Here is a 24,182-nt window from a genome sequence, read left to right as displayed (position 1 = left end):
ACCGTCCGTCCGCCCGCCCGCTCACCGAACGGAGCCACCGTGCCGTCAGAAGCCCCCGCCCCACCGAGGACCACCCGAGCCGACGTGGCGGCCCTCCCCGACGGGCGGCCGATCACCCGCTGGACGTTCGGCACCCCCGGCGGCGTCACGGCGGAAGTGCTCAGCCTCGGCGCCCGCCTCGAAGCCCTGCACGCACCCGACCGGGACGGGCGGCGCGCCAACGTCGTCCTGGGCGGCGCAGACGTCGCCGAACTGCTCGACGCCGCCGCCTACTTCGGCGCCACCGTCGGCCGCTACGCCAACCGCGTCGCGGGCGGCCGACTGCCGCTCGACGGCACCGTCCACCGCCTCGCCACCCAGCACACCGGCCACACCCTGCACGGCGGCCCCGACGGCTACGCCACCCGCTCCTGGGACGGCGAACCCGTCCAGGAGGAGCAGCGGGTCGGCGTCCGCCTGCGCCTGCACAGCCCCGACGGTGACCAGGGCTTCCCCGGCGCGCTCACCGCCGAGGTCACCTACCTGCTCGACGCCGACGGCGAGCTGACCATCGACTACCGGGCCGTCACCGACGCGCCCACCGTCGTCAACCTCACCAACCACGCCTACTTCAACCTCGCGGGCGAGGGCAACGGCACCGTCCTCGACCACCTGCTGCGGGTCGACGCCTCCGGCTACCTGCCCGTCGACGAGGAGCTGATCCCGCTCGGCCCGGTCGAACCCGTCGCCGGAACCCCCTTCGACCTGCGCGAGGCCCGGGCGCTCGGCGAACGCTTCGCCCTGCGCCACCCGCAGCTCCTCCCGGCCGGTTCCGGCTACGACCACACCTGGGTCCTGGACGGCACCGGCCTGCGCACCGCCGCCGTCCTCACCGACCCGGCGAGCGGCCGCCGCCTGGAGTGCCGCACCACCGAACCCGGCCTGCAGGTCTACACCGGCAACCTCTTCGACGGCTCGGTCACCGGCCGCTCCGGCCGCCCCTACCGCGCGTACGCGGGCATCGCCCTGGAGACCCAGCACTTCCCCGACTCCCCGAACCGGCCCGACTACCCCTCCACCGTCCTGCGCCCGGGGGAGGAGTACCGCTCCACCACCGTCTACCGGTTCACCGTCGAGAACTGACGGTCAGTCACCTTCCGTTCCCTGCGGGCCGACCGGCCCGGGGACGGCGGGGGCTACGGCGACGGCGTGCGCGAGCTGGACGCGCGAGTGCACGCCGAGCTTGCGGTAGACCCGGGTCAGGGTCGCCTCGACCGTCTTGACGCTGACGGTCAGGTCCGCGGCGATGTCGCGGTTGCTCGCCCCGCCCGCGGCGAGGCGGGCGCAGCGCTCCTCGGCGGAGGTGAGCCGGGGCCGGTCGCCGTCGCCCGGCGGGCGCTGCTCCAGGCGGTGGAGGGCGCGCGCGGCCGCTGCGGACCAGGGGTGCGCCCCGTGGGCGGCGAACAGTTCGGCGGCGCCCCGGGCCGCCGCGCGGGCGCTCGCCCGGCGGCGCCCGCGGCGTTCGGTGTGGCTGAGCGCCAGCAGGGTCCGGCCGCGCTCGACCGGCAGGTGGTGCAGGAGGTCGGCCGCGTCGGTGAGGCGGCGGGCGGCCGCGTCGTAGTCGCCGCGGGCCGCGTCCAGCAGCGCCCGGGCGCGGTCGAGCGCGGGCAGGACGCAGCCGCGGCCGAGTTCGGCCGCGGCGCGGCGGGTGTCGGCCAGCAGGCCGTCGGCCTCGTCGAGGCGGCCCACGGCGACGAGGGCCTCGGCCAGGTCGGCGTGCCAGCGCAGCACGGACGGGTCGCGGACCTGCTGCTGCCGCTCCAGGACGCGGACCTCCTCCAGCGCCGCCAGGGCCTCCTTCGGGCGCCCGGCGGCCAGCAGCAGGTGCCCGAGGGCGAACAGGTTGCGGGAGAGGAAGACCCGGTTGTCCTCCTCCCGGGAGGCCTCCACGCCGCGGCGGGCGTGGGCCAGGGCGGGGCCGGTGCGCGCGGCGGTGCCCTCGACCAGGGCCGAGGTGTAGCAGGCCGGGCCGGGCGGCATCGCGGCCCGGTCGGTCAGCGCCTGGGCCCGGCGGGCGTGGTCGAGCGCCCGGTCGCACCGTCCGGCGCGCAGCTCGGCCTCGGCGAGGCTGCGCAGGACGTCCACGGTGCCCTCGGCGTCCCCCTCCCGCCGCGCCCGGGCGAGCAGCGGCAGCAGGGCCGCCCGGGCGTCGGCCGGGCGGTCGTCGAAGAGGGCGTGCCGGGCGGCCAGGTGCTCGGGGGTGGCGTTCACGGGGACGGGGGCGGCGAGCGGCAGGGACAGGGCGCGGTTCAAGGTGGCCTCGGACCCCGGGCGGCCGAGGACCCGTTCGACCCGGGCCTGCACGGTCAGGGCCAGCACGGTGGTGGTGGTGTCGTCGGCGGCCAGGGCGAGGGCGGCGGCCCGGGCGGCCAGGTCGGCGGCCCGTCCGGGGTCGCCGTCGCTGACGTTGGCCCAGATCGCCTGGCGGATCAGGACCTGCGCGGTCAGGTCCGGCCGTCCGGCCGCCTCGTGGAGGGCCTCGGCGAACAGTTCGTCCATGCCGTCCAGGTGCTGTCCGCTGGAGTCGATCAGGGTCACCAGGGCGCTGACGCGCTGGGCGGGGCTGCTGTCCTGGCCCAGCACGAGACGGGCGGCGGCCCGGCTGCGCGGCAGGTCGCCGCAGTGCGCGGCGTCGCGCACCGCGGTCAGCGCCCGTTCGGTGAGCAGCCCGGCCTCCTCGTGCGGGGTGCGTTCGGCGGCGAGCAGCGAGAGCTCGGCGGCCAGCGGGTGCTCGCCGCGCAGCCGGGCGTGACCGGCGGCCCGGGCGGCGTCGCGCGCGGCGTGCGGGGCCGCGTCCGGGTCGGCCGCCAGCGCGGTGTGCCGGTCGCGGCGGACGGGGTCGTGGCCGACCGCGGCCAGGCGGGCGTGCAGGAGCCTGCGGGCGGTCTCCGGGAGCCGGGCGGTGAGTTCGGCGCCGATCGCGGAGGCGGTGAAGCGCACCCGCCCGTCCGGCTGCCCCGGGTCGACCAGCCCGGCCGCCTCGGCCCGGGCGAGCAGGTGCCCGGCGGACGGCCCGGCCAGGCGGTCCAGCAGTTCGCGGTCGGGCCGGTCGTCCAGGGCGGCGAACGTCAGTAGCTCCCGCACCTGCTCCGGCACCTCGTCCAGCCACTCGCCCACCAGTCGGCGGGCCTCCGGGGTGAGGACCGGCGCGTCCCCGTCGCCCCGGTCCGCGGACGGGGCCGCCTCCGCCAGGGCCAGCGCCAGGGCCGGGTTGCCGCCGCTGCGGGCCCGGAGCAGGGCGGCCCGGCGGGGGGAGTACCCGTACGGGGCCAGCAGCGCCGCGACCTGGGCCGCCGTCAGGGCGGGCACGCGCACCGGGTACGCGTCCTCCCCGCACCAGTGGCCCCCGGCGCCCGGGTGCCAGGTGCGCTCGGCCGCGATGACGGGCAGCTCCGGAGCCAGGCGCAGGGCCCAGCCCAGGACGGCGGCGCTGGCCCGGTCCAGCCACTGGGCGTTGTCCACCACCAGCGTCACGGGCGGTGCCTCCCGCAGCAGTGCCGCGGTCAGCCGGCGCAGCCGCAGGGAAGCCCCGGCGCGATCGACGCCGGCCGCCTCGTCCAGGGCCGCCGCGAGCTCCCGCGCGGCGGGCAACGGCGCCAGGGCCAGGGCGAGTTCGAGCAGCCCGGCGTACGGGACCGCGGCGTCCTGCGGCCCCGGGGCCAGCCGCAGCACGGGCCGCCCCAGCCGCCGGCCCAGCACCCCGGCGGCGGTGGTCTTGCCGATGCCGGGGGGCCCGAACAGCACCACCCGGCGGACGCCGCGCACCTCGTCCGGCAGCACGGCGGCGGCCGCCTCCGGAAGCTCACTCACCCACGTCGCAGAGTCTGACACCGGGCCATGGTGCGCCCCCGGGGCCGCCTCGCGCCAGGTCAAGGGGTTGCCCTGATTTCGGCCACCCCCCGCCTTCCCTAACGTCATCGCCACAGTCGAGCTGCCACCGGCCGCCGGACGCCCCCCACCCCCAGACGACGTCCGGCTGCCCTCCCCCCTCAACCCCAGCTCGGCGGGAGGAATGTGATGTCCCGCAAGAACGCCCTCGCTGCCGCCGTCGCGGCGGCCCTCACCCTGGGCACCCTGACCGTGGTGGCCACCCAGTCCACCGCGGCCGCCGACTCCTCGTCCGCCCGACCCGGCGCCGGGTTCCGGGCGATGACGGCCGACGCCCGCACCGAGGCGCTGCGCACCGCCGACCGGGAGGCCGCCGCCGTCGCCAGGTCGCTCGGATTCGGCCCCGACGAGCGGCTGGTGGCCAAGGACGTGCTCCTCGACACCGACGGGGCCCGGCACGTGCGCTACGACCGCACCTACCGCGGCCTGCCCGTCATCGGCGGCGACCTGGTCGTGCACTACGGCAAGGACGGCAGGGCCACCGGCTCCGACCAGGCCCACCGGGGCGCGCTCCGCGTCGCCGGGACCACGCCGAAGCTGAGCGCCGCCGACGCCTCGACCGCCGCGGTCAAGCACGCCAAGCACGTCAAGCACGCCAAGGCCGACACCGCCGACAGCAGCACCCTGGTGGTGTACGCGGTCGGCAAGGTCCCCGTCCTGGCCTACCGCTCGACCGTCACCGGCGAGGGCGAGGCCGGAGCCGCCTCGCGCGAGGCGGTGATCGTCGACGCGACCAGCGGCGCGCCGCTCGACCAGTACGAACTGCACCCGGGCGTCACCGGCACCGGCAACGGCACCACCGTCGGCCAGGTCTCCATCGAGACCACCCAGTCCGGCAGCAGCTACACCCTCACCGACGCCGCGCACGGCGGCACCGTCGTCTACGACGCGTACAACAGCCCGCAGAGCAACCCGAAGCAGAACGCCCGCACCTTCTCCAAGACCACCAACTCCTGGGGCACCGGCACGACCTCCAGCCGGGAGAGCGCCGCGGTGGACGCCTCCTACGGCCTGGCGAAGACCTGGGACTACTACAAGGACTCCTTCAGCCGCCACCGCCAACCTCAACTACTCCGGCGAGTCCGGCGGCCTCAACGAGGCCACCTCCGACATCTTCGGCACCATGGTCGAGTTCTACGCCAACAACGCCGGCGACCCCGGCGACTACTACATCGGCGAGAAGCTCAACATGTCCGGCGGCTACATGCGCCGGATGGACAACCCGGCCTCCGACGGCAGCAGCCTGGGCTGCTGGACCTCCAGCGCCGGATCGGTCGACGTCCACTACTCCTCCGGCATCGGCAACCACTTCTTCTACCTGGCCGCCGAGGGCACCGGCGCCAAGACCATCGGCGGACGCTCGCACAACGGCACCACCTGCAACAGCGACACCTTCACCGGCATCGGCCGGGACAAGGCCGCCGCCGTCTGGTACCGGGCCCTGTCCACCTACATGACCTCCACCACCACCTACTCCGGCGCCCGCACCGCGACCCTCCAGGCCGCCGCCGACCTGTACGGCACCAACTCCCAGGAGCGCTACCTCGTCTCCAAGGCGTGGGCGGCCGTCAGCGTCGGCACCGCGCTGCCCGACCCCGGCACCGGCAGCCCCTCCCCGTCGCCGTCCGCCTCGGCCTCCAGCAGCCCCTCCCCGTCCCCGTCCCCGTCCACCTCGACCCCGAGCGGCAACGCGCTGACCAACGGCGGCTTCGAGCAGGGCACCAGCGGCTGGACCCAGAGCGACGACGACATCACCAGCTCCACCCTCCAGGGCGCGCACGGCGGCTCCTGGTACGCCTGGATGATGGGCTACGGCGCCCCCGCCGTCGAGTCCCTCGCCCAGTCGAACATCGCCGTCCCGGCCAGCGGCAGCCCCAAGCTCACCTTCTGGCTGAAGGTCAGCACCCAGGAGTCCGGCAGCATCGCCTACGACACCCTCAAGGTCAACGTCAACGGCACCGCGCTGGCCACCTACTCCAACGCCAACGCCTCGGCCGGGTACGTCCAGAGGACCGTCGACCTGTCCGCCTACAAGGGCAAGAACGTGAAGCTGGAGTTCGCCGGAACCGAGGACGCCTACCTGGCGACCGTCTTCCTCGTCGACGACGTCGCCATCGGCTGACCGGCCCCACAGACGCCCGCGGCCGGAACCGTTGTGGGACGGACCCGGCCGCGGGACTGCCGCGTTCCCGCGGGGTAGCAGCGAAGGCGGCAGCCCGCGACCGGTCCCACTGGGGCGGGACCGGTCGCGGGGGCGTCGGCGTTCGAGGCCGGGTGCAGCCGGGTTGCTGTTCGGGCTGGCGGTCGGCGGTCGGCGGTCGGCCGCTCACCGCTCCAGCCGGGACTCCAGGCGGCGGAGCCGGTCCCGTTCCCGGCGGTCGAGGACGACCAGCAGCGGGAACCAGCAGAGCAGGAACACCAGCGCGACCACCCCCACCACCGGGCCGTGGCGCTGCCAGAGCGACGCCGCCGACCACAGCGCGGACGCGCCGAGCACCGGCCACACCCACCACGCGCGGCGCCGCTGCGCCCGGTCGGCGCGGACCACCCGGCGCAGCGCCTCCACCAGCACCGGGTCCTCGGGGATCCGTCCCTCCTTGACGGCGCGGCCCAGGTCGACGAGGGCGGACCGGTCCGGCAGCCCCAGCCTCCTGGTCCGGCGGTGCTGCCCCCGGCGGACGAGCAGCAGGGCCGCCAGGGCGCAGCCCGCGCCCGCGACGACCGTGAGCGGCCACGACGCCCCGCTCACGGAGCGCGCGAGCAGGCCCCCCGCCGTCCCGGACACCAGCGCCGGCACCAGCAGCAGCCCAGGCTGTGGCTGCGCCGGCCGGGAACGGCCCGTTCGTCGTGCGTCCGGGTGCGTCATGCCCGCCGGGTGCCCTGCCGGGCGGATTCCACTCCCGTGCCGGGGGCGGTAACCGCGCCGGTGCCCGGTGGTGCGGTACGGCGGCGTCCGGCAGGGTGGTTGCGCCGCGGCCCCGGGGGCACACGGCGGGGCATGACGAGGGACGGCGCGCGAGGCGCGGAGAGTGACGGCTCGAAGGGCGACGGTCCGGAGGACGACGGTCCGAAGGGTGACGGTCCGGAGGGTGACGGTCCGAAGGGTGACGGTTCGAAGGGCGACGGCGAGACCCGGGGGACGGTGCTGACCGCGTTGGTGGCCAACCTGGTGATCGCCCTGGCGAAGACCGCGGGCGGCCTGGTCGCGGGCTCGCCCGCGCTGCTGTCCGAGGCGGCGCACTCGGTGGCCGACAGCCTCAACGAGGTGTTCCTGCTGGCCTCGTTGAGCCGCAGCCGCCGACGGCCGGACGCCCGCCACCCCTTCGGGTACGGCAAGGAGCGGTTCTTCTGGTCGATGCTGGCCGCCGTCGGCATCTTCGTCACCGGCGGCTGCTTCTCCGGCTACCAGGGCCTGCACACCCTGCTGAACCCGGAGGCGGAGGCGACCGAGGGCTACCTGGTCGTGTACGTGGTGCTGCTGGTGTCGCTGCTCGCGGAGGGCGCCTCGCTGGCCCGGGCCGTCCGGCAGGTGCGTGGGGAGGCGGGGCGGGCCGGGCGCGGCCTGCTGGAGCAGCTGCGCCGGGGCGACGACCCGACCGTGCGGACGGTGTTCGCCGAGGACGCGGCGGCGGTGCTCGGCGTCCTGCTGGCCCTGGCGGGCGCCGGGCTCCACCAGTGGACCGGGCGGCCCGGGTGGGAGGCGGGCGCGGCGCTGGCCATCGCGGTGCTGCTGATGTACGTCGCCTACCGGCTGGGCCGCGACGCCAAGGACCGGCTGGTCGGGCAGGCCGTCGACCCGGCCGTCCAGCAGCAGGCGCTGGACGTGCTCACCGGGCGGCCCGAGGTCGACACCGTGACCCGCCTGCTGACCATGCAACTCGGCCCCCGCTCCGCCCTGTTGGCCGCCCGGATCGACCTGGTCGACGGCCTGGACAGCGCCGGGGTCGAGGAGCTCTGCGTGCGGTTGAAGCAGCGGATCAGGGCGAGGTGCCCCGAGTTCGACCAGGTCTTCCTGGACATCACCGCGGCCGACGAGGACGAGCGCCGCCGCGCGGCCGAACGCCGCCGGAGGCTGCGCGAGACGGTGCGGCGGCAGACGGCTGCCGGGGGCTGACGGACGGCGCCCGCACCGCCCGGTCGCAGGGGTCAGCTCTTGGTGACGCTGCAGGAGTAGGCCGCGCTGCCCGAGCCGCTGTACGCCTCCAGGTCCGCGTAGTAGGTGCCGCTGCCGGTCGCCTTCCAGCTCAACGACTCGCCCACCCCCTTGCCGTCGTTGACCGAGCGGGTCAGGGTGCTGCCGTTCGCGTTCAGGAGGTACAGGTCGGCGTCGTAGGCGGAGGGGATCGTGCAGGTGACGGTGACGGTCTGGCCCGAGGTCAGGGACAGCTTGTAGTAGTCGCGGTCCGAGGTGGACCTCATGCTGCCGTTGACCGTCGCCGGGTAGGTGAGGCCGGTGACGTCGTTCGCGGCGCCGGTGCTGTCGTTCGGCTCGGTCTCGGTGTAGGAGGAGCCGGTGCCGCCCCCGCCGCAGTCGGTGGTCGGGGTGCCGGTGTAGAGGTTGGCGTCGGGGGTGCCGTTGGTCACACTGCGGGTGTAGTAGCCGCAGGTGGGACGGTTCTTGAAGTCGAAGGTCTGTCCGGCGGTGAGGTGCCAGATCTTGAAGTTCGAGTAGGTGAGGGGCCGGCCGGGTGCGGCCTGCTCGGGCTGGTGGTCGCCGAGCACGACGTAGGCGTCCGAGCCCGAGAGGGTGGCCAGGCCGTTCTTGTCCAGGAACAGCGAGCCGCCGCCCTGCTCGACGCCCACGCCCCACGCCTTGCCGGAGGTGGTCAGCCCGTCCTTGACCGCGCGCGCGACGAAGGCCATGGTGCGGCCCATGCGGTCACGGGTGACGAAGTGCGAGTCGTTGACGGTGTCGGCGTAGTTGGGCCAGGCGAACATGCCCGTGGTGAAGGTGACACTGCTGTCGTAGGGGTTGGCCAGGGCGGTGGGGGAGTCGGTGCTCGCGGTGCAGGCGTCGTAGACGACGGCGCTGTTGATGTGGTGGCCGGCGCTGCCGCCGCCCGAGCCGCCCCCCTTGGCGACGACGGACTGGACGGAGGACTGCAGCGAGGTCCCCTTCCAGGAGGCGTAGACGCACTGGTTGCCGCCGGCGAAGTACACGAACTCTGCGTTGCGCACGTCGGTGTTGACCTGGGAGCTGTTGCCGTCGGCGGCGGAGGTGACGACGTCGGTGGTGCAGGAGTTGACGCCGGACAGCCCCATGAAAACGTCGCACTCGGGAGTCTGGCTGCTGCCGGTGGCCGCGGAGTCGGCGAGCACCGTGACGTCGATGCTGCCGCTTCCGCCGGTGATGGCGGCGATCGCCTTCTTCGCGGTGTCGGGCACCACGGCGCCGTCGCCGTTGAAGGTGAACGCGGGGCCGCTCCAGGAGGTGCGGCTGACGTCGGAGGAACTGCCGAGCCGGACGCGGGTGACCGAGGCGTGCGCGGACTGCGGGGTCGCCACCGCGCCGACCCCGGCGGCGGTCAGGGCGAGCGCGAGGAGCGCGGCGGATCTGGTGGACCGGAGGCGGGGCAGGGTCGGGCGCATGGGGAGGCTCTCCTGTGTGTGGGGGCACCGCCGTGGGGAGCGATGCGTATCGTAAGTTACAGATATGCAGATATCTGTAGTAGATGTAATTCCTGTTGCTGTGGCAAAGCTTCTCCCAAGGGCCCTCGCCGCGGGACCGCGCCCGCCCACGGGTGCACAAACGATGCGACTCCCGGTCGCGGAGGGGACGCGTGCACGGTGGAGGGCGGGGGATCCCGACGGAACGAGGAGTGACCACCATGATGATCGTTCGCAAGCTTCACGAAGCCGGTCTCACCAGCGAGCACGCCTACGCGGCCGCGCTCGGTTCGGTGGGGCTCTCCCTGGTCAGCTGGATGGTGTCGATGAAGGCCGAACAGGCGGGCGTCGAACGGGCCGACCGGTGGGGGATCTTCGTCGGCGAATGGGCACCGACCTTCTTCGGCCTCGGCCTGGCCCTCGCGCGGTACGAGGGCGGGGCCGCCGACGAGGCCGGCTGACGCCGTCCCGGTCCGGCCGGCGGCGGTGCGCGGGCCCCGGACGGACCGGGGCCGCCGAACGCCCCGGCCGGGGCGTTCGGCCGGCCGTCAGTCGAGGGCGCCGTTGATCGTGGCCCGCGGGATGGCGATGCTGGGCACGTGGTAGGCGTCGAGGATCCTGCCGTACGAGCCGTCGTCCATCAGCGACTGGAGCGCGGCCTGGACGGCCTCCTTCAGCCCGGGGGCCGACTTGGAGACGCCGATCCCGATCGGCGAGGCGCTGGTCGGTCCGACGGCCGCCTTGCCGAGGACGGTGTCGAACGCGCTGCCCCCGTCCGCGGTGTCCGCCACGTACGCGGCCGTCACCTCGTCGAGGAAGTCGGCGGACACCTTCCCCGAGCGGAGCGCGAGCTGTGCCTCGGAGTCCTTCGGGAAGGCCAGGACGGTGATCGGCGGCCTGCCCTCCTGCTTGCAGAGCTCCTGCCGCTGGTCGAGGATCCTCTGGTGGTTGGTGCCGCTCTGCACCGAGACGCTCTTGCCGCACACGTCGGTGACCACCCTGATGCCGTCGGGGTTGCCCTCCTTGACCAGCCAGCCCGGCCCGGCGTTGACGTAGTCGACGAAGTCGACGGCCTCCTCGCGCGCCTTCTTGTCCGTCATGGCGGACATGACGGCGTCGAACTTGCCGGCCTGCACCGCCGGCAGCAGGCCGTCGAACTTCTGGCCCGTGAACTCGAACGTGACGCCCAGTCGCGCACCGATCGCCTGGCCGAGGTCGTAGTCGATGCCGGTGATCTCCTTGCTGCCCTCGGAGACGTACATCTCGAAGGGCGGGTAGGGGAGGTCGGTGGCGACGCGGACCTTGCCCGCCTTCCTGATCGCTTCGGGCAGCTTGTCGGCGAGCTTCGGGTCCGACGAGATCGTCACGCCCTTGACGACGGTGGTGGTCGGCGAGGCGGACCCGCCGGTTCCGGTCGGACCGGCCGCGGACGATCCGCAGGCGGTCAGCGCGAGGCCGCAGGCGGTCGCCAGGGCCAGGGAGGTGATCGCCCTGAAGGCGGGGATGCTGGGGGAGGTCATGGGGGAGCCCTTCGATCGTGCGCCTCGGAGGAGTGCGTGCGGTGCGAACAGAAGTTACATCTGACTCATGTTTGGCGAACATGTATCGAGAGTTACGTTCGCGCAACGGTGTCGAAGGGCGGCGGAGGGGTTGTCCGGGCCGGGGTGTCGCCGGGTTCGCCGAGGCCGTCGCGCTCAACCCGGTCACCGGCTACGAGCTGTCCACCGAACGCGCGCGCCGCGCCGAACGCTGCGCAGACGGTGCGACTTCCGTCGGGCGGACCCTCCGGCGAGGGTGGATCGCGGGGAACTTCCCCCGGAGCACGAACGGAGCGCTGCCATGGACTTCCGCGACGAGCTTCCCGTCGACCACCGGCTCGCCAACGTCTACCGGCTCGGTGCAGGACTGTGCGGCGTGGTGCTGCTGGTCTTCGGCTGCCTGGGCCTCGCCGACGGCCTGGCGTTCTTCAGCACCAGCGGCGACCGGGTCGCCGGACTGACGAGCAACGGCCTGCTCAGCCTGGTCTCCATCGCCACCGCGGCGGTGCTGATCGCCGGTGCGGTGATCGGCGGCAACACCGCGTCCACGATCAACATCGTCGTGGGCACCCTCTTCGTCCTGAGCGGGTTCGTCAACCTCGCCCTGCTCGACTCGGGGGCCAACGTGCTGGCCTTCCGGATCCCCAACGTCATCTTCAGCTTCCTCATGGGCCTGGTGATCGCCACGTTCGGGATGTACGGCCGGGTCAGCAGCAAGCTCCCGTTCGACAACCCGTACTGGCGGCACCGCCACCCCCGGGCGACCGAACCGCCGGCGGCGCGGCCGCTCGGCGACCCGGCGCCGCGTCCGGGCATCACCGGCCCGGCCCGGTGAACCGGACGCACGGCGCCGGTCAGGGCGACGGACGCACCCCTCGGACCGGCCCTGCGCGTCCGGTGTGGTCGGGCGGCCCACGAGAGGGAGAAGCAGGCCATACAGAACTGCGGTGGCCACTGGTTGATGTAACGACCTTTCGGGGTGATGCCGTGGCCATCTGAGGGCCCATCAGCGATTTTCCTGGGGTTCGTCGAGCGTTACGGATTCGTAGCCTTCATTACATATAGCCATCAAGATGGTTTGCCTGTAACGTCCTGGCTTGCGGCGCGGCCCCTCGGCGCCGCTCAGGTCCTCGAAAGGTTGTTCCGTGAACTCCTCCGCCCTCCGCAGATCGGCCCTGCCGGCCGCCCTCGTCCTGTGCGGCTCCCTCGCCTTCACCGCCTGCGGGAGCAGCGGGACCGGCGGCCCCGCGGCGGCCGGCCCGGTGACGGTCGCCGGAGTCAGCATCAGCTCCGACCCCGCCCTGCACGACGCGCTGCCCGAGGCGGTCAAGAAGTCCGGCAAGGTCCGGGTCGCCACCGACGTCCCGTACGCGCCGTTCGAGATGTACGTCACCGAGGGCAGCAAGGAGATGACCGGCCTCGACTACGACCTCGGACAGGCCCTCGGCGCCAAGCTCGGCGTCCGCTTCGAGTTCACCGCGCAGAAGTTCGACGGCATCGTCCCCGCCCTCCAGGCCGGCAAGTACGACGCCGCGATCAGCGCCATCACCGACAACAAGGAGCGCGAGCAGGTCGTCGACTTCGTCGACTACTCCGTCTCCGGCAGCGGCATCCTGGTCGCCAAGGGCAACCCGCAGAAGATCGCCACCCTCGACGACCTGTGCGGCCACCCCGTCGCCGTGCAGACCGCCACCAACCAGCAGAAGCTCCTGGACAAGCACCAGGACAAGTGCCGCGAACTCGGCAAGGGCGCCGTCGACGTCCAGACCTTCCCCAAGGACTCCGACGCCCAACTCGCCCTGCGCTCCGGCAAGGTCGTCGCCGACGTGCTCACCAAGCCCGCCGCGGGCTGGACCGCGAAGAGCGCCGACGACGGCTCCGCGTTCGAGGTCGTCGACGACCCGGCCGCCCTCGGCGGCTACAACGCCTCCCCGAACGGCATCGCCGTCGCCAAGAACCTGCCGCAGCTGACCGACGCCGTGCAGAAGGCCCTGCAAGCACTGATCGACGACGGCTCGCTCGCCAAGATCTACGACAAGTACGGCGTCGCCTCGATCGCCGTCGAGCAGGCCGCCAAGAACGGCGCGGTGGACTGACATGCCCGTCACCGAACGCCCCGCCGCGGCGGCCCCCGCCCGGCCGGACGACCTGGTGGCCGTCCCGGTCCGGCACTGGGGGCAGTGGACCGCCGCCGTCGTCGCCGTGCTGGGCCTGATCGGCCTGGTCGGCTCGCTCGCCAAGAACCCGAACCTGAAGTGGGACGTCGTCGGCCACTACCTGTTCGCCGACCTGATCTTCGACGGCCTGTTCACCACCCTGTGGCTGACCGTCGCCGCGATGGCGGTGGGCCTGGTCCTGGGCACCCTGGTCGCCGTCATGCGGCTGTCGGCCAACCCCGTCCTGTACGGGCTCTCCACCGGCTTCGTCTGGCTGTTCCGCGGCACCCCGCTGCTGGTGCAGATCCTCTTCTGGGGCTACGCCGCCGCGCTCTACAAGCACCTGATGATCGGCATTCCGTTCACCACGGTCACCTTCGTCGAGTTCGACACCAACGACCTGCTGCCCGCCTCCGTCGCGGCGCTGCTCGCGCTGGGCCTCAACGAGGCCGCCTACGCCTCGGAGATCGTCCGGGCGGGCATCCAGTCCGTCGACCCGGGCCAGAGCGAGGCCGCCCACTCGCTGGGCATGAAGCCCGCCCTGACGATGCGCCGGATCGTGCTGCCGCAGGCGATGCGGGTGATCATCCCGCCGATGGGCAACGAGACCATCAACATGCTCAAGACCACCGCGTACGTCTCGGTGATCGCCGCGCACGACCTGATGTCCAACATCCAGGACGTCTACAACCAGAACTACCAGATCATCCCGCTGCTCGTGGTCGCCGCCCTCTGGTACCTGGCGCTGGTCACCGTGCTGTCCGTGCCGCAGGCCTGGCTGGAGCGCCGCTACGGCCGCGGCACCGCCCGCGCCGGGCACGTCTCCCCGCTGCGGCGGATGCTCACCGGCCTCCCCGGCCTGCTCCCCACCACCCGCGAACGGAAGGGCTGAACCGATGGCCCGCCCCATGGTGCACGCCGAGGGCGTGCGCAAGCACTTCGGCAGGCTGGAGGTCCTCAAGGGCATCGACCTGACCGTCGAACGCGGACAGGTCTGCTGCCTGCTCGGCCCCTCCGGCTCCGGCAAGTCCACCTTCCTGCGCTGCATCAACCACCTGGAGAAGGTCGACGGCGGGCGCCTCACCGTCGACGGCGACCTGGTCGGCTACCGGCAGTCCGGCAACCGGCTGCACGAACTGCGCGAGGCCGAGGTCGCCGAGCGCCGCCGCGAGATCGGCATGGTCTTCCAGCGCTTCAACCTCTTCCCGCACATGACCGCCCTGGAGAACGTCACCGAGGCACCGGTCCGGGTCGCCGGGGTCAACCGCACCGACGCCCGCCAGGACGCACTGCGCCTGCTGGAGCGGGTCGGCCTCGCCGACCGCGCCGACCACTACCCGGCCCAGCTCTCCGGCGGCCAGCAGCAGCGCGTCGCCATCGCCCGCGCCCTGGCGATGAAGCCCAAGCTGATGCTCTTCGACGAGCCGACCTCCGCCCTCGACCCCGAACTCGTCGGCGACGTCCTGGACGTGATGCGCGACCTGGCCGCCGACGGCATGACGATGGTCGTGGTCACCCACGAGATCGGCTTCGCCCGCGAGGTCGGCGACACCGCCGTCTTCATGGACGAGGGCGTCGTCGTCGAAGCCGGCCACCCCCGCACCGTGCTGGTCGCACCGGAGCAGGAGCGCACCAAGGCGTTCCTCTCCAAGGTCCTGTGAGCGCCCCCGCCGAACCGGCGAACCGGGCGGCCGCCACCGCACTGGCGGCCGCCGCCGAGCAGGCCCTGCCCCGCTACCTCGCCGACCTCGCCGAGCTCGTCGCCATCGACTCCGGCTCCTACGACGCCGACGGCGTGAACCGGGTCGCCGACTGGTTCGAGGACCGGCTGCGCTCGATCGGCTTCACCACCGAGCGCACCACCCCCGCCCGGGTGGACGGGCACCGCTTCGGGGACGTGCTCGTCGCCAGGCTCACCGGCTCCGTACCGGTGGAGGAGGGGGGAGCGCGGATCGTCCTCGTCGGCCACATGGACACCGTCTTCGAGCACGGCACCGCCGCGGCCCGCCCCTTCCGCGTCCTGGACGGCCGGGCCCACGGACCCGGCGTCAGCGACGACAAGGGCGGCCTGCTGGCCGGGGTCACCGCGGCGGAACTCCTGGTCCGCCACGGCCGGACGGCCTTCGCCGAGCTCGTCGTCCTCGCCACCCCCGACGAGGAGGTCGGCTCGCCCGCCAGCCGACCGGTCACCGAGCGCACCGCACGGGGGGCGCACTACGCGCTCGGCCTGGAGTGCGCCCGGGAGAACGGCGACCTGGTCATCGAGCGCAAGGGCGTCGCCGACCTGCTGGTCACCGTCACGGGGAGGGCCGCCCACGCGGGGATCGAACCCGAGCGCGGCGCCAACGCCGCCCTCGCCGCCGCCCACCTGGTGGTCGCCCTGCAGGCCCTCAACGGCACCTGGCCCGGCGTCACCCTGAACGTCGGCGTCGTCCGCGCGGGCACCCGCACCAACATCGTGTGCCCCCGGGCCGAGCTCCACGCCGAGGTCCGCGCCACCACCACCGTCGGCCTGGACACCGCGATCGCCGAGATCCGCGCGGTCGCCGCCCGGACCGTCGTCGAGGGCACCGCGGCCCGCGTCGACCAGCTGGACCTGTGCCCGCCCATGGAGCACACCCCGCAGGCGGCGGCCGTGCTCGCCGCGGCCCTCCGCACCGGCGCCGACCTCGGCCTGCGGATCCGCGGCGCCTCCACGGGCGGCGTGGGCGACGCGAACCTCACCTCCGGCCTGGGCATCCCCACCCTCGACGGCCTCGGCCCCGTCGGCGGGGCCGACCACACCCCCGAGGAGTGGCTCGACACCGCCGGCGCACCGGGCCGGATCGCCCTGCTGGCGATGCTCGTCGAGCGCCTCGGACGGCGCTGACACCCCCTCACCGGGTGTCCCACGACCGGTCCGCGCGGGTCCGCTCCCCCCGCCCCGCGCGGGCCGCACCACCGCCGGGCGCGCGCCACCCCGGACGCCCCCGGCCACGCACGGTTCCAGAATCCAACGACCACGGAGTTCCCGGATGAACCGACACCTCCGCACCCGCTGCGGGCGGGCCGCCCTCGCCCTCGCGGCCGCACTGACCCTCCTCACCTCGACCGCCCAGTCCGCCTCCGCCCGGCCGGTCGGAGCGGGGGGCACCCTGATCCTCGTCGGCGGCGGCCTGAAGGACGGCAACAGCGAGATCTACGGCGAGATCGTCGCCAAGGCCGGCGGCGCCGGGAAGGCGCGCATCGGCGTCCTGACCGCCGCCTCCGTCCCCGAGAGCCAGGACCCCGACGCCGCCGACCCCGACACGTGCTCCAACTCCCGCTGCAACGGCCTCTACTACGCGGCCCTCTTCGAGCACTACGGCGCCGCCGACGCCCAGTGGGTGCCGATCGACGTCGAGCACGTCGACGCCGCCGACGCGGACGCCGTGGTCGCCCAGGTCGAGTCCATGACCGGCTTCTTCTTCGGCGGCGGCGACCAGTACCGCTACGTCACCAGCCTCCTGCACGGCGACGCCCACACCGACTCCAGGGTCATGGCGGCCATCCGCCGCAAGCTCGCCGCCGGAGCCGTCGTCGCCGGCTCCAGCGCCGGCGCGCAGATCGCCTCCGGACCGGACATGGTCACCGGCGGCGACAGCTACCAGGCCCTGCGCGACGGCAGCACCCCCGGCTACTTCGAGGACCCGACCAGGCTCGGCTACCTCCCGCAGGGCGGCTTCGGCCTCTTCGACGCGGGCCTGCTCGACACCCACACCGGCACCTACGGCCGCGAGGGGCGGGCGATCCGGCTCGCCGCCGACACCGGCCACGACCGGGTCCTCGCCCTCGACGAGGACACCGCGATCGAGGTCGAGCACGCCGGCACCCGCGGCGAGACCCTCCGGGTCCTCGGCACCCACGGCGTCTCGGTGTTCGACCTGCGCTCCGCCCGCACCGGCAGCACCGCCGGGCACTGGACGATCGACGGCGTCCGCTACAGCTACCTCACCGACGGCGACCGCTACGACCCGCGCACCTGGCACGCGCAGGCCGGGGAGGGCAAGCGCCCCCTCAGCCCGTCCTCCGGCACCCCCGTGCCGCCCAACCACGACGCGTTCTCCTCCGTGGACGACCCGGACGGCCTTCCCTACTCCTTCTCCGGGACCGCCCGCGCCCTGACCGCGACCACCGCCCAGCGCACCGCGACCGCCCGCACCTTCGAGTCCGCCCCCGCGTTCACGGCCCTCCTCCGTAAGCGCGGCGACACCCGGGCGTGGACCACCGACGGCACCACCACCGCCTCCTTCACCGACCTGGAGGTCGGCGTCCACCCGGCCGCCGACTGATTCCGGCCCCGCACCGGGGCGTCCGAACCGTTCGGTGATCTCCGCAGCCCGGCACTTCGCTAGGCTGCGGAGACACGTTCCGCGCCGCACCGCCCGAGACCGCCCGCAGACCGGGAAGGGGAGCCCCGCCCATGCCCACAGTCACGCTCGCCGAGGACATCCGCCAACGACTCGGCGACTGCAGCCCCGCCGAGCGCAAGGTCGGCAGGATCCTGCTCGCCGGGTGGCCGGCCGCGGGGTTCGAGACCATCGCCACCCTCGCCGAGCGCGCCGACGTCAGCGCCCCCACCGTCATCCGGTTCGTCAACCGCCTCGGCTACCGCGGCTTCCCGGACTTCCAGGCGGCGCTGCGCGCGGAACTCGACGAACGCCACGCCTCGCCCGTGACGCTCTACAGCAGCGGCAACTACGGCAACGCCGCAGCCGACCCCGCGGCCGTCGGGGCCAAGGCCGAGAACCTCCTCGCCCACGGCCGCGAGGTGTTCACCGCGGCGGTCGACCGCACCCTCGCGGAGGTCACCCCGCACGACCTCGACCGGGCCGTCCAGCTCCTCGCCGATCCCAAGCGGCGCATCACCCTCGCCGGCGGCCGCTTCACGAACCTCTTCGCCCAGTACCTCGGACTCCACCTGATGCAGGTGCGCGACGACGTCCGCTTCCTCCCCGACCGGCCCGTCGAGCGCACCGCCCTGCTCTCCTCGCTCGCCCGCCGCGACGTCCTCGTCGTCTTCGACTACCGCCGCTACGAGGAGGACAAGGTCACCGTCGCCGAACTCGTCCGTGAGGCCGGGGGGCGCGTCGTCCTGTTCACCGACACCTGGCTCTCGCCCGTGAGCACCCACGCCGAGGTCGTCTTCTCCAGCCAGGTCGGCGCCCCCTCGCCGTACGACAGCCTGGTGCCGACGCTGGCCGTGGTCGAGAGCCTCGTCGCCGGACTGATAGCGGAACTCGGCGACCGCGCCCACCAGCACATGCGCCACAACGAGGAGACCGCCACCCGGGCCGGCCTCACCTGAGGTTCCCGCCGGGCGCGCGGCGCAACGCTGCACGGACGCTGCGGTTCCGCGGGACCGGGGCGGGGAGCCGACGCCGGGGGCGGTCCGGCGAGGTGCGCTTCGTCGGGCGGGACGGCCCCCGCCGCTTCGCCGCCACCCGCGCCGCGGCCGTACGCGCTGGAGCACTTCGCGACCGTCCGCCCGCCCCACTTCGGACGCCGGGAGGACGCCGCCCCGGAGGCCGACCCGTGGATGGCGCACAGCCTGCTCTCCCCGGGGGAGTGCCGCCCCCCGAGCGCGGACCGCCGGAGCGGCCCTGGGCCGACAGCGGCGCGGACGGCACGGACGGTGCTGAGAACGGCGCGAACGGCGCGAATGGTGCGGGAAACGATGCAGTAACACTGCAAGTGGCAGCCCGCAGCGGTTGGCGGCAGGTTCGGAGCATGAGATCCACCTTCCTCCTCGCCCCCGCGCAGCCCCTCCCCGGTGACGTCCGCCCCCGGCGCGCCGAACGGTTGCGCGGCCTGGTGGACCGCACGGCCCGGGGCGACCGCACGGCGTACACCGGCCTCTACGAGGAACTCGCGCCGACCGTCCACGGCATCGCGCTGCGCGTGCTCAGGGACCCCGCCCAGGCCGAGGAGGTCGCCCAGGAGGCGCTCCTGGAGGTGTGGCGCTCGGCACCGTCCTACCGGCCCGAGCGGGGCTCCGTCGCCGCCTGGGCGTGCACGATCGCCCACCGGCGCGCCGTGGACCGCGTCAGGTCGGTCCGGGCGGCCTGCGAGCGCGAGCAGCGCGTCGTGCGGGAGGACCCGACGAGGGCGGAACAGGTCGCCGAGGAGGTCGAGCGGAGCATGGAGGCGGCCCGGGTCCGGCGCGCCCTGTCCGGCCTCACCGCGGGCCAGCGCGAAGCACTGGTCCTGGCCTACTACGGCGGTTACTCGCAGAGCCAGATCGCCGCCGCCCTCGGACTGCCGCTCGGCACGGTCAAGTCCCGCACGAGGGACGGCCTGCTGCGCCTGCGCAGCGCCCTGCACGACGGATGACCCCGCCCCGCTCCCGGCCCGGAGGACGACCTGCCATGAGGAACGCAACCGACGAAGCGGGATCCGCGCGCTCCGCCCGGGAGGAGGCGCCCCGCGCCGGGGCGCCCGCGACCGACCCCGGCGTCGGCGTGCCCACCGGGACGGTCGCCCGCCGGCTCGGCGTGTCGCCCACCACGATCCGCTCCTGGGAGCGCCGCTACGGCATCGGCCCCTCCCGCCGCGGCCCCGGCCGACACCGCAGGTGGTCCCCCGAGGACATCTCCCTCCTGGACGAGATGTGCCGACTGACCGCCCGCGGGATCCCGCCCGCGGAGGCGGCACGCTCCGCCGCGCAGGGCGCGCACCGGACCTCCGACGACGGCCCGCTCCCCGCCCGGCCCGCCACCGGTGTCGGACCCGCCGCGGACCGCCCCGCCCCGGAGCCGGACGACCACCACCGCCCGGGCGGCAGCCGCGCGATGCCGCTCGGCACCGTCCGCCCCGAGTGCCGGGGCCTGGCCCGCGCGGCCGTCAGGCTCGACGGGCCCGAGGTGGCCGAGATCCTGCGCGGCGCCGTGGACGGGCTCGGCCCCGTCCGGGCGTGGACCGAGGTGATGATGCCCGCCCTGCGCGCGGCCGGCCGCAAGTGGGCCGCCGACGGCGAGCAGTACGTCGAGGTCGAGCACCTGCTCTCCTGGCACGTGTCCGCCGCACTGCGCACCGCGGCCGTCGCCCCGGTGCGGTTCCGGGAGGCGCCGCCGGTGCTGCTCGCCGCCATGCCGGGCGAGCAGCACACGCTCCCGCTGGAGGCCGTGGCGGCCGGGATGGCGGTGCACGGCCTGCCCTACCGGATGCTCGGCGCCGCGGTGCCCCCGCGGGCGCTCCTCGACGCGGTCGCCCGGCTCGGCCCCTCGGCGGTGCTGCTGTGGGCCCAGGGCCGCGCCACCGCCGACCCGCACCTCGCGCGCGAGGTGGACGGTGCCTCGTGGGGTGCCGCCGGCGCGCGCCTCGACACGCTGGTCGCCACCGTCGGGCCGGGGTGGAACCGCCACGAGCCCCTGACCGGACTCGCGTGTCCGCGCACGCTCGAGGCCGCCCTCGACCTGGTCCGCCGGGCGGTCGAGGCCCGGGCACCCTCCGCCGCCGACCCGTCCGGGCGGAAGGGGGCCCCGTGCTCCCCGAACGGGTGACCGCCCTCGCCCCGAGGGCGGTGCGGCCGACGCTGCTGTCCCAGCACTGGCGCGACGTGCTCTTCCTGCACTGGCCCGTCCACCCCGCCGCGGTCGCGCCCCTGCTGCCGCCCGGCGCGTTCCCCGACGTCCGCAACGGCACCACCTGGGCGGGACTCGTCGCGTTCTCCATGGAGGGGCTGGGACCCGGCCGGGTGCCCCTGCCGCACTTCGGGACGTTCCCCGAGGTCAACGTCCGGCTCTACTCCGTCGACGCGCACGGCCGCCGCGGAGTGGTGTTCCGCTCGCTCGACTGCCCCCGGCTGTCCGCCGTCCTGGTGGCACGGGTGGCGCTCGGCCTCCCCTACCGCTGGTCGCGGACCCGCTGGACGGCGGACGGCGACGCGCTGCACCTCGACACCCGGGTGCGCCGGGCCGGGGGCGGCGCCGCCCGGTGCGTGCTGCGCGCCCGGATCGGCCCGCGCCTGGAACGGCCGGGCCCGCTCGCCGACTTCCTCACCGCCCGCTGGGGACTGCACACGCGCGCCGTCGGCCGGACGTTCTACCTGCCGGTCGAGCACCCGCCGTGGCCGCTGCACCGGGCGGAGGTGGAGCGCCTCGACGAGACCCTGCTGCGGGCGGCCGGGATCGAGGTCCTCGGCCCTCCGGCGAGCGTGCTGTTCTCACCGGGGGTCCCCGTCCGGTTCGGTCCGGCGGAGCGGCGGTAGCCGGCTGCCCGGCCCGTCGGCGCGTCCCGTCCCGTGAGGGCCGGTCCCGTGCCGCCGAGGCCGCGAGGCCGCCCGTGCAGCGGCCCCGGCTCCCGGTCGGAGGAGCGGCGGATCAGCCGGTGGCGACGGCGATGCAGGCGACGTCGATCCGGTCGGCGACACCGGCGAGCAGGGCGGCGGCTGCGCGGCCCTCGCAGCGGGCGCCGCGGCAGCCGCAGGCGGTGGAGGCGGCGAGCGCGCGCAGCAGGTCGGTCACCGCGGTGGCGGGAACCATCAGCCGACCGCTCGCCAGGTCCCGTGCGAACGGCATCGGTCCGTGCCCGCCCCCGTCGCGCTCCGGCACGGCGTGCAGGGCGCCCCGGTCGGCGACGGCTGCGGACGTGGGCCCCGCCGTCGCACCGCATCCGCCGACCGGACCGGAAGCCAGGTCGCGCAGCAGCGCGGTCACCTCCCGGACGGGCACCAACAGGCGGCCGTCGCGCACGTCGCGGTGGATCGGCAGGGAGCGGTGCCGGGTGCCCCCGGGGTTCCCTTCCAGCGTGACCACGGGGTGCTCCCTCCTGGCCGCCGGGGCTCTGCGGGGCGTTGACGCGGCCTCTTGCCGGGTGTTCGGAGCCGGCTGCCGGTCGGATCGGTCCGCAGGTGCCCCGGACCCGGCGCCCGGACCCGGCGCCCGACCCCGGGGGCCGGGTCGCCGGGGGCGCCGCCGACGTCCGGGCGGAGGTGACCGACGCGGCCGAGCGGGTGGCGGGGCGTCAGCAGACGGGCGTTCCCGAGTAGAGGTCGGGGTCGGGAACCCCGTTGACCACGCTGCGGGTGTAGTAGCCGCAGGTCGGGCGGTTGCCGAAGTCGTAGCCGGCTCCCGGCCGCAGGTGCCAGATCTTGAAGCCGGAGAAGGTCAGCGGCTTGCCCGGCACGGCCTGCTCCGGTTGGTGGTCCCCGAGGACGACGTACGCGTCCGAGCCCGAGAGGGTGGCCAGGCCGTTCTTGTCCACGAACAGCGAGCCGCCCTCCTCGACCCCGACGCCCCACGCCTTGCCGGAAGTGGTCAGGCCGTCCTTGACCGCGCGGGCGACGAAGGCCATGGTGCGGCCCATGCGGTCACGGGTGACGAAGTGCGAGTCGTTGACGGTGTCACCGTAGTTCGGCCAGCTGAACAGGCCGGTGGTGAGGGTGACGCTCCGGTCGTAGGGGTTGGCCAGGGCGGTCGCGGAGTCGGTGCTCGCGGTGCACGCGTCGTAGACGACGGAGCTGTTGACGTGGTGGCCGGCGCTGCCGCCGCCCACGCCGCCGCCCTTCGCGACGACCGACTGCACCGAAGCCTGGAGGGGAGTGCCCTTCCAGTGCGCGTAGTTGCACTGGTTCCCGCCGGCGAAGTAGACGAACTCCGCATTGCGCACGTCGGTGTTCACCTGGCTGTTCGACGCGTCCTGGGCCGAGGTCAGGACGTCGGTGGTGCAGGAGTTGACGTTGGGCAGTCCGATGATCGCGTCGCACTCCGGCGTGGGGCTGCCGGAGGCGGCGGAGGCGGCGAGCACCGTGACGTCGATGCTGCCGCTGTCGCCCCGGATCGCGTTCACGGCTTTGGTCATCGTGTCCGGCACGACGGCGCCCGACCCGTTCATGGTGTACGCGGGACCGCTCCAGGCGGTTCGGGCCACGTCGCTCGCGCTTCCCTGGCGGTAGCGCGTGACCTTGGCCTCGGCGACCGCCGGTAGCGACAGGACCGCGCCGGCTGCCAGGACGGTGGCGATCACCGAACGGCCGGCACGACGTCGGGGGGTGGTTCCGATGGGCACGGGGCCTCCAACTCGGCTGCGGGGGATGGCTGAGGGACCCTGCAGGGGTGGAACAGAAGATACAGAAAACTGAATACATCCAATAGATGTATCGCACGCTTCAGATCGACCGGGGGCGTGGAAGGTGCCCGGACGGCGCGCGAACAGTGCACGAACGGTGCGAGTGGACCGCGCCGGCGCGGCGGTGGAGCATTTTCTCCCGTCGGCAGGAGAACGGGCGTCCTCGGGGCGCACCGCACGGGAAGTACCGCACGGGAAGCAGGTGAGGGAAGAGATGACGGAGAGAGAAGTACGGACCGCCGAATCGGTCTGGGACTACCCGAGGCCGCCGGTCGTCGTTCCGGACGACCGGCTCGTCGAGGTGTTCTTCGCCGGACGGCTGCTCGCCTCCAGTCGACGGGCCCTGCGCGTGCTGGAGACCAGCCACCCGCCGGTGTTCTACCTCCCGCGGGCCGACGTGGCGACCGACCTGCTCCGGCCCGCCGACGGTTCGACCCTCTGCGAGTGGAAGGGACGGGCGCAGTACTGGGACGTCGAGGCCGGCGGCCGGTTCTCGGTCCGGGCGGCGTGGGGCTACCCGGAGCCGCTGCCCGGGTACCGCGAGCTCCGCGACCACCTGGCGTTCTACCCGGGCCGCGTGGAGCGCTGCACGGTGGCAGGCGAGGTCGTGCGGTCGCAGGAGGGCGGGTTCTACGGGGGGTGGGTCACGGAGGAGATCACCGGCCCGTTCAAGGGTCCTGCCGGGACCGCCGGGTGGTGAGCGCTGCCGGAGCCGGAGGGCGGTGACCCGGCCGGGTGCGGCGACCGCGGCCCGTCGTGCCGCCGCGCGCAGCCGTCGTCCCCGTGCGAACGGCGATCCGGGCCCGGCAACTGCCCGCCCGTCCTGTTCCCGGGCTCGGCCCTGACGGCCCACGGCCCGCCCCCCACC

General features: G+C 74.4%; 22 protein-coding genes and 2 pseudogenes. 17 read left to right on the top strand and 7 right to left on the bottom strand.

The features are described from left to right. Positions 1–84 precede the first annotated feature (84 nt). On the top strand, positions 85–1,122 hold the full coding sequence (locus OO57_RS34170) for an aldose epimerase family protein (RefSeq protein ID WP_033256658.1): 1,038 nt from the start codon (positions 85–87) through the stop codon (positions 1,120–1,122). A gap of 3 nt (positions 1,123–1,125) precedes the next feature. On the opposite strand, the gene OO57_RS34165 is transcribed toward OO57_RS34170, so the two are convergent. Next, positions 1,126–3,849 (bottom strand): helix-turn-helix transcriptional regulator, encoded by a 2,724-nt coding sequence (locus OO57_RS34165; RefSeq protein WP_234337629.1) that lies wholly within the window; start codon positions 3,847–3,849, stop codon positions 1,126–1,128. Between the two features lie 207 nt (positions 3,850–4,056). Here OO57_RS34165 and OO57_RS47275 point away from each other — a divergent pair. Beyond that, positions 4,057–4,350, top strand: a pseudogene (locus OO57_RS47275) (M4 family peptidase); the annotation flags it as partial. A 239-nt stretch (positions 4,351–4,589) separates the two neighbouring features. On the opposite strand, the gene OO57_RS46310 reads toward OO57_RS47275, so the two are convergent. Beyond that, positions 4,590–4,745, bottom strand: coding sequence for a hypothetical protein (locus OO57_RS46310; RefSeq protein WP_234337628.1), 156 nt, complete (start codon positions 4,743–4,745; stop codon positions 4,590–4,592). Here OO57_RS46310 and OO57_RS46305 point away from each other — a divergent pair. Together OO57_RS46305 and OO57_RS46300 are read left to right on the top strand one after the other, a co-directional pair. Next, positions 4,690–4,923 (top strand): annotated as a pseudogene (locus OO57_RS46305) (M4 family peptidase); the annotation flags it as partial. The gene OO57_RS46310 and the pseudogene OO57_RS46305 sit on opposite strands and share 56 nt — an antisense overlap. 115 nt (positions 4,924–5,038) lie before the next feature. Beyond that, positions 5,039–6,049, top strand: coding sequence for a M4 family metallopeptidase (locus OO57_RS46300; RefSeq protein ID WP_234337630.1), 1,011 nt, complete (start codon positions 5,039–5,041; stop codon positions 6,047–6,049). A gap of 204 nt (positions 6,050–6,253) precedes the next feature. Here the strand turns inward: OO57_RS46300 and OO57_RS34155 are convergent, their stop codons facing one another. Continuing rightward, positions 6,254–6,724, bottom strand: a complete 471-nt coding sequence (locus OO57_RS34155) for a hypothetical protein (RefSeq protein ID WP_158715324.1) — start codon at positions 6,722–6,724, stop codon at positions 6,254–6,256. A 345-nt stretch (positions 6,725–7,069) separates the two neighbouring features. Here OO57_RS34155 and OO57_RS34150 point away from each other — a divergent pair, with 345 nt between their 5' ends. Next, a complete protein-coding gene (locus tag OO57_RS34150; RefSeq protein WP_033256674.1) occupies positions 7,070–8,041 on the top strand; it encodes a cation diffusion facilitator family transporter in 972 nt (323 codons plus the stop codon). 32 nt (positions 8,042–8,073) lie between these two features. On the opposite strand, the gene OO57_RS34145 is transcribed toward OO57_RS34150, so the two are convergent. Beyond that, the gene (locus OO57_RS34145) at positions 8,074–9,516 is read right to left on the bottom strand and encodes a pre-peptidase C-terminal domain-containing protein (RefSeq protein ID WP_033256656.1); all 1,443 of its coding nucleotides are present in this window, start codon (positions 9,514–9,516) and stop codon (positions 8,074–8,076) included. A 242-nt stretch (positions 9,517–9,758) separates the two neighbouring features. On the opposite strand from OO57_RS34145, the gene OO57_RS34140 reads away from it, so the two are divergent. Further along, the gene (locus OO57_RS34140; protein WP_033256673.1) at positions 9,759–9,995 is read left to right on the top strand and encodes a hypothetical protein; all 237 of its coding nucleotides are present in this window, start codon (positions 9,759–9,761) and stop codon (positions 9,993–9,995) included. An 87-nt stretch (positions 9,996–10,082) separates the two neighbouring features. On the opposite strand, the gene OO57_RS34135 is transcribed toward OO57_RS34140, so the two are convergent. Beyond that, a complete protein-coding gene (locus OO57_RS34135; protein WP_081974160.1) occupies positions 10,083–11,054 on the bottom strand; it encodes an ABC transporter substrate-binding protein in 972 nt (323 codons plus the stop codon). 319 nt (positions 11,055–11,373) lie between these two features. Here OO57_RS34135 and OO57_RS34130 point away from each other — a divergent pair, with 319 nt between their 5' ends. From OO57_RS34130 to OO57_RS34085, 10 genes are all read left to right on the top strand, one after another. Then, positions 11,374–11,907: a DUF4383 domain-containing protein gene (locus OO57_RS34130; protein WP_033256655.1), complete on the top strand. Its 534-nt coding sequence runs from the start codon at positions 11,374–11,376 to the stop codon at positions 11,905–11,907. Positions 11,908–12,217: 310 nt separating this feature from the next. After that, positions 12,218–13,168, top strand: coding sequence for an ABC transporter substrate-binding protein (locus tag OO57_RS34125; RefSeq protein ID WP_033256654.1), 951 nt, complete (start codon positions 12,218–12,220; stop codon positions 13,166–13,168). 1 nt (position 13,169) lies between these two features. Beyond that, the gene (locus OO57_RS34120; RefSeq protein WP_051778615.1) at positions 13,170–14,120 is read left to right on the top strand and encodes an amino acid ABC transporter permease; all 951 of its coding nucleotides are present in this window, start codon (positions 13,170–13,172) and stop codon (positions 14,118–14,120) included. Between the two features lie 16 nt (positions 14,121–14,136). Next, on the top strand, positions 14,137–14,889 hold the full coding sequence (locus OO57_RS34115; RefSeq protein WP_033256670.1) for an amino acid ABC transporter ATP-binding protein: 753 nt from the start codon (positions 14,137–14,139) through the stop codon (positions 14,887–14,889). Then, on the top strand, positions 14,886–16,097 hold the full coding sequence (locus OO57_RS34110) for a M20 family metallopeptidase (protein ID WP_234337627.1): 1,212 nt from the start codon (positions 14,886–14,888) through the stop codon (positions 16,095–16,097). The genes OO57_RS34115 and OO57_RS34110 overlap by 4 nt, the downstream gene beginning before the upstream one ends. Before the next feature lie 145 nt (positions 16,098–16,242). Next, a complete protein-coding gene (locus OO57_RS34105) occupies positions 16,243–17,538 on the top strand; it encodes a cyanophycinase (protein ID WP_033256653.1) in 1,296 nt (431 codons plus the stop codon). Between the two features lie 131 nt (positions 17,539–17,669). Next, on the top strand, positions 17,670–18,554 hold the full coding sequence (locus OO57_RS34100) for a MurR/RpiR family transcriptional regulator (protein WP_033256652.1): 885 nt from the start codon (positions 17,670–17,672) through the stop codon (positions 18,552–18,554). Between the two features lie 422 nt (positions 18,555–18,976). Continuing rightward, on the top strand, positions 18,977–19,579 hold the full coding sequence (locus OO57_RS34095) for a sigma-70 family RNA polymerase sigma factor (RefSeq protein WP_033256651.1): 603 nt from the start codon (positions 18,977–18,979) through the stop codon (positions 19,577–19,579). 35 nt (positions 19,580–19,614) lie between these two features. Next, positions 19,615–20,748, top strand: a complete 1,134-nt coding sequence (locus OO57_RS34090; RefSeq protein WP_081974159.1) for a MerR family transcriptional regulator — start codon at positions 19,615–19,617, stop codon at positions 20,746–20,748. Then, on the top strand, positions 20,730–21,455 hold the full coding sequence (locus tag OO57_RS34085; protein ID WP_033256650.1) for a YqjF family protein: 726 nt from the start codon (positions 20,730–20,732) through the stop codon (positions 21,453–21,455). Before OO57_RS34090 ends, OO57_RS34085 begins: the two co-directional genes overlap by 19 nt. 112 nt (positions 21,456–21,567) lie before the next feature. On the opposite strand, the gene OO57_RS34080 is transcribed toward OO57_RS34085, so the two are convergent. Further along, entirely contained in the window at positions 21,568–22,002 is a 435-nt protein-coding gene (locus OO57_RS34080) for a hypothetical protein (RefSeq protein ID WP_033256649.1), read from the bottom strand. A gap of 208 nt (positions 22,003–22,210) precedes the next feature. Further along, positions 22,211–23,254, bottom strand: a complete 1,044-nt coding sequence (locus tag OO57_RS34075; RefSeq protein WP_199811381.1) for a hypothetical protein — start codon at positions 23,252–23,254, stop codon at positions 22,211–22,213. Between the two features lie 274 nt (positions 23,255–23,528). Here OO57_RS34075 and OO57_RS34070 point away from each other — a divergent pair, with 274 nt between their 5' ends. After that, the gene (locus tag OO57_RS34070) at positions 23,529–24,014 is read left to right on the top strand and encodes a DUF427 domain-containing protein (RefSeq protein ID WP_033256648.1); all 486 of its coding nucleotides are present in this window, start codon (positions 23,529–23,531) and stop codon (positions 24,012–24,014) included. The last annotated feature ends 168 nt before the right edge of the window (positions 24,015–24,182 follow it).

The sequence above is a fragment of the Kitasatospora phosalacinea genome, from assembly GCF_000717185.1.
GTDB classification, from domain to species: domain Bacteria; phylum Actinomycetota; class Actinomycetes; order Streptomycetales; family Streptomycetaceae; genus Kitasatospora; species Kitasatospora phosalacinea_A.
The sequence above is the reverse complement of the archived record's forward strand: the minus strand, read 5'-3'. Positions and strand labels throughout refer to the sequence as shown.

Excerpts from the sequence above, each read along its gene's own strand:
- OO57_RS46310 (WP_234337628.1), bottom strand. The coding sequence starts at position 4,745 with ATGGAGACCTGGCCGACGGTGGTGCCGTTGCCGGTGCCGGTGACGCCC.
- OO57_RS34145 (WP_033256656.1), bottom strand. The coding sequence starts at position 9,516 with ATGCGCCCGACCCTGCCCCGCCTCCGGTCCACCAGATCCGCCGCGCTC.
- OO57_RS34140 (WP_033256673.1), top strand. The coding sequence starts at position 9,759 with ATGATCGTTCGCAAGCTTCACGAAGCCGGTCTCACCAGCGAGCACGCC.
- OO57_RS34135 (WP_081974160.1), bottom strand. The coding sequence starts at position 11,054 with ATGACCTCCCCCAGCATCCCCGCCTTCAGGGCGATCACCTCCCTGGCC.
- OO57_RS34130 (WP_033256655.1), top strand. The coding sequence starts at position 11,374 with ATGGACTTCCGCGACGAGCTTCCCGTCGACCACCGGCTCGCCAACGTC.
- OO57_RS34120 (WP_051778615.1), top strand. The coding sequence starts at position 13,170 with ATGCCCGTCACCGAACGCCCCGCCGCGGCGGCCCCCGCCCGGCCGGAC.
- OO57_RS34115 (WP_033256670.1), top strand. The coding sequence starts at position 14,137 with ATGGTGCACGCCGAGGGCGTGCGCAAGCACTTCGGCAGGCTGGAGGTC.
- OO57_RS34105 (WP_033256653.1), top strand. The coding sequence starts at position 16,243 with ATGAACCGACACCTCCGCACCCGCTGCGGGCGGGCCGCCCTCGCCCTC.
- OO57_RS34100 (WP_033256652.1), top strand. The coding sequence starts at position 17,670 with ATGCCCACAGTCACGCTCGCCGAGGACATCCGCCAACGACTCGGCGAC.
- OO57_RS34095 (WP_033256651.1), top strand. The coding sequence starts at position 18,977 with ATGAGATCCACCTTCCTCCTCGCCCCCGCGCAGCCCCTCCCCGGTGAC.
- OO57_RS34090 (WP_081974159.1), top strand. The coding sequence starts at position 19,615 with ATGAGGAACGCAACCGACGAAGCGGGATCCGCGCGCTCCGCCCGGGAG.
- OO57_RS34070 (WP_033256648.1), top strand. The coding sequence starts at position 23,529 with ATGACGGAGAGAGAAGTACGGACCGCCGAATCGGTCTGGGACTACCCG.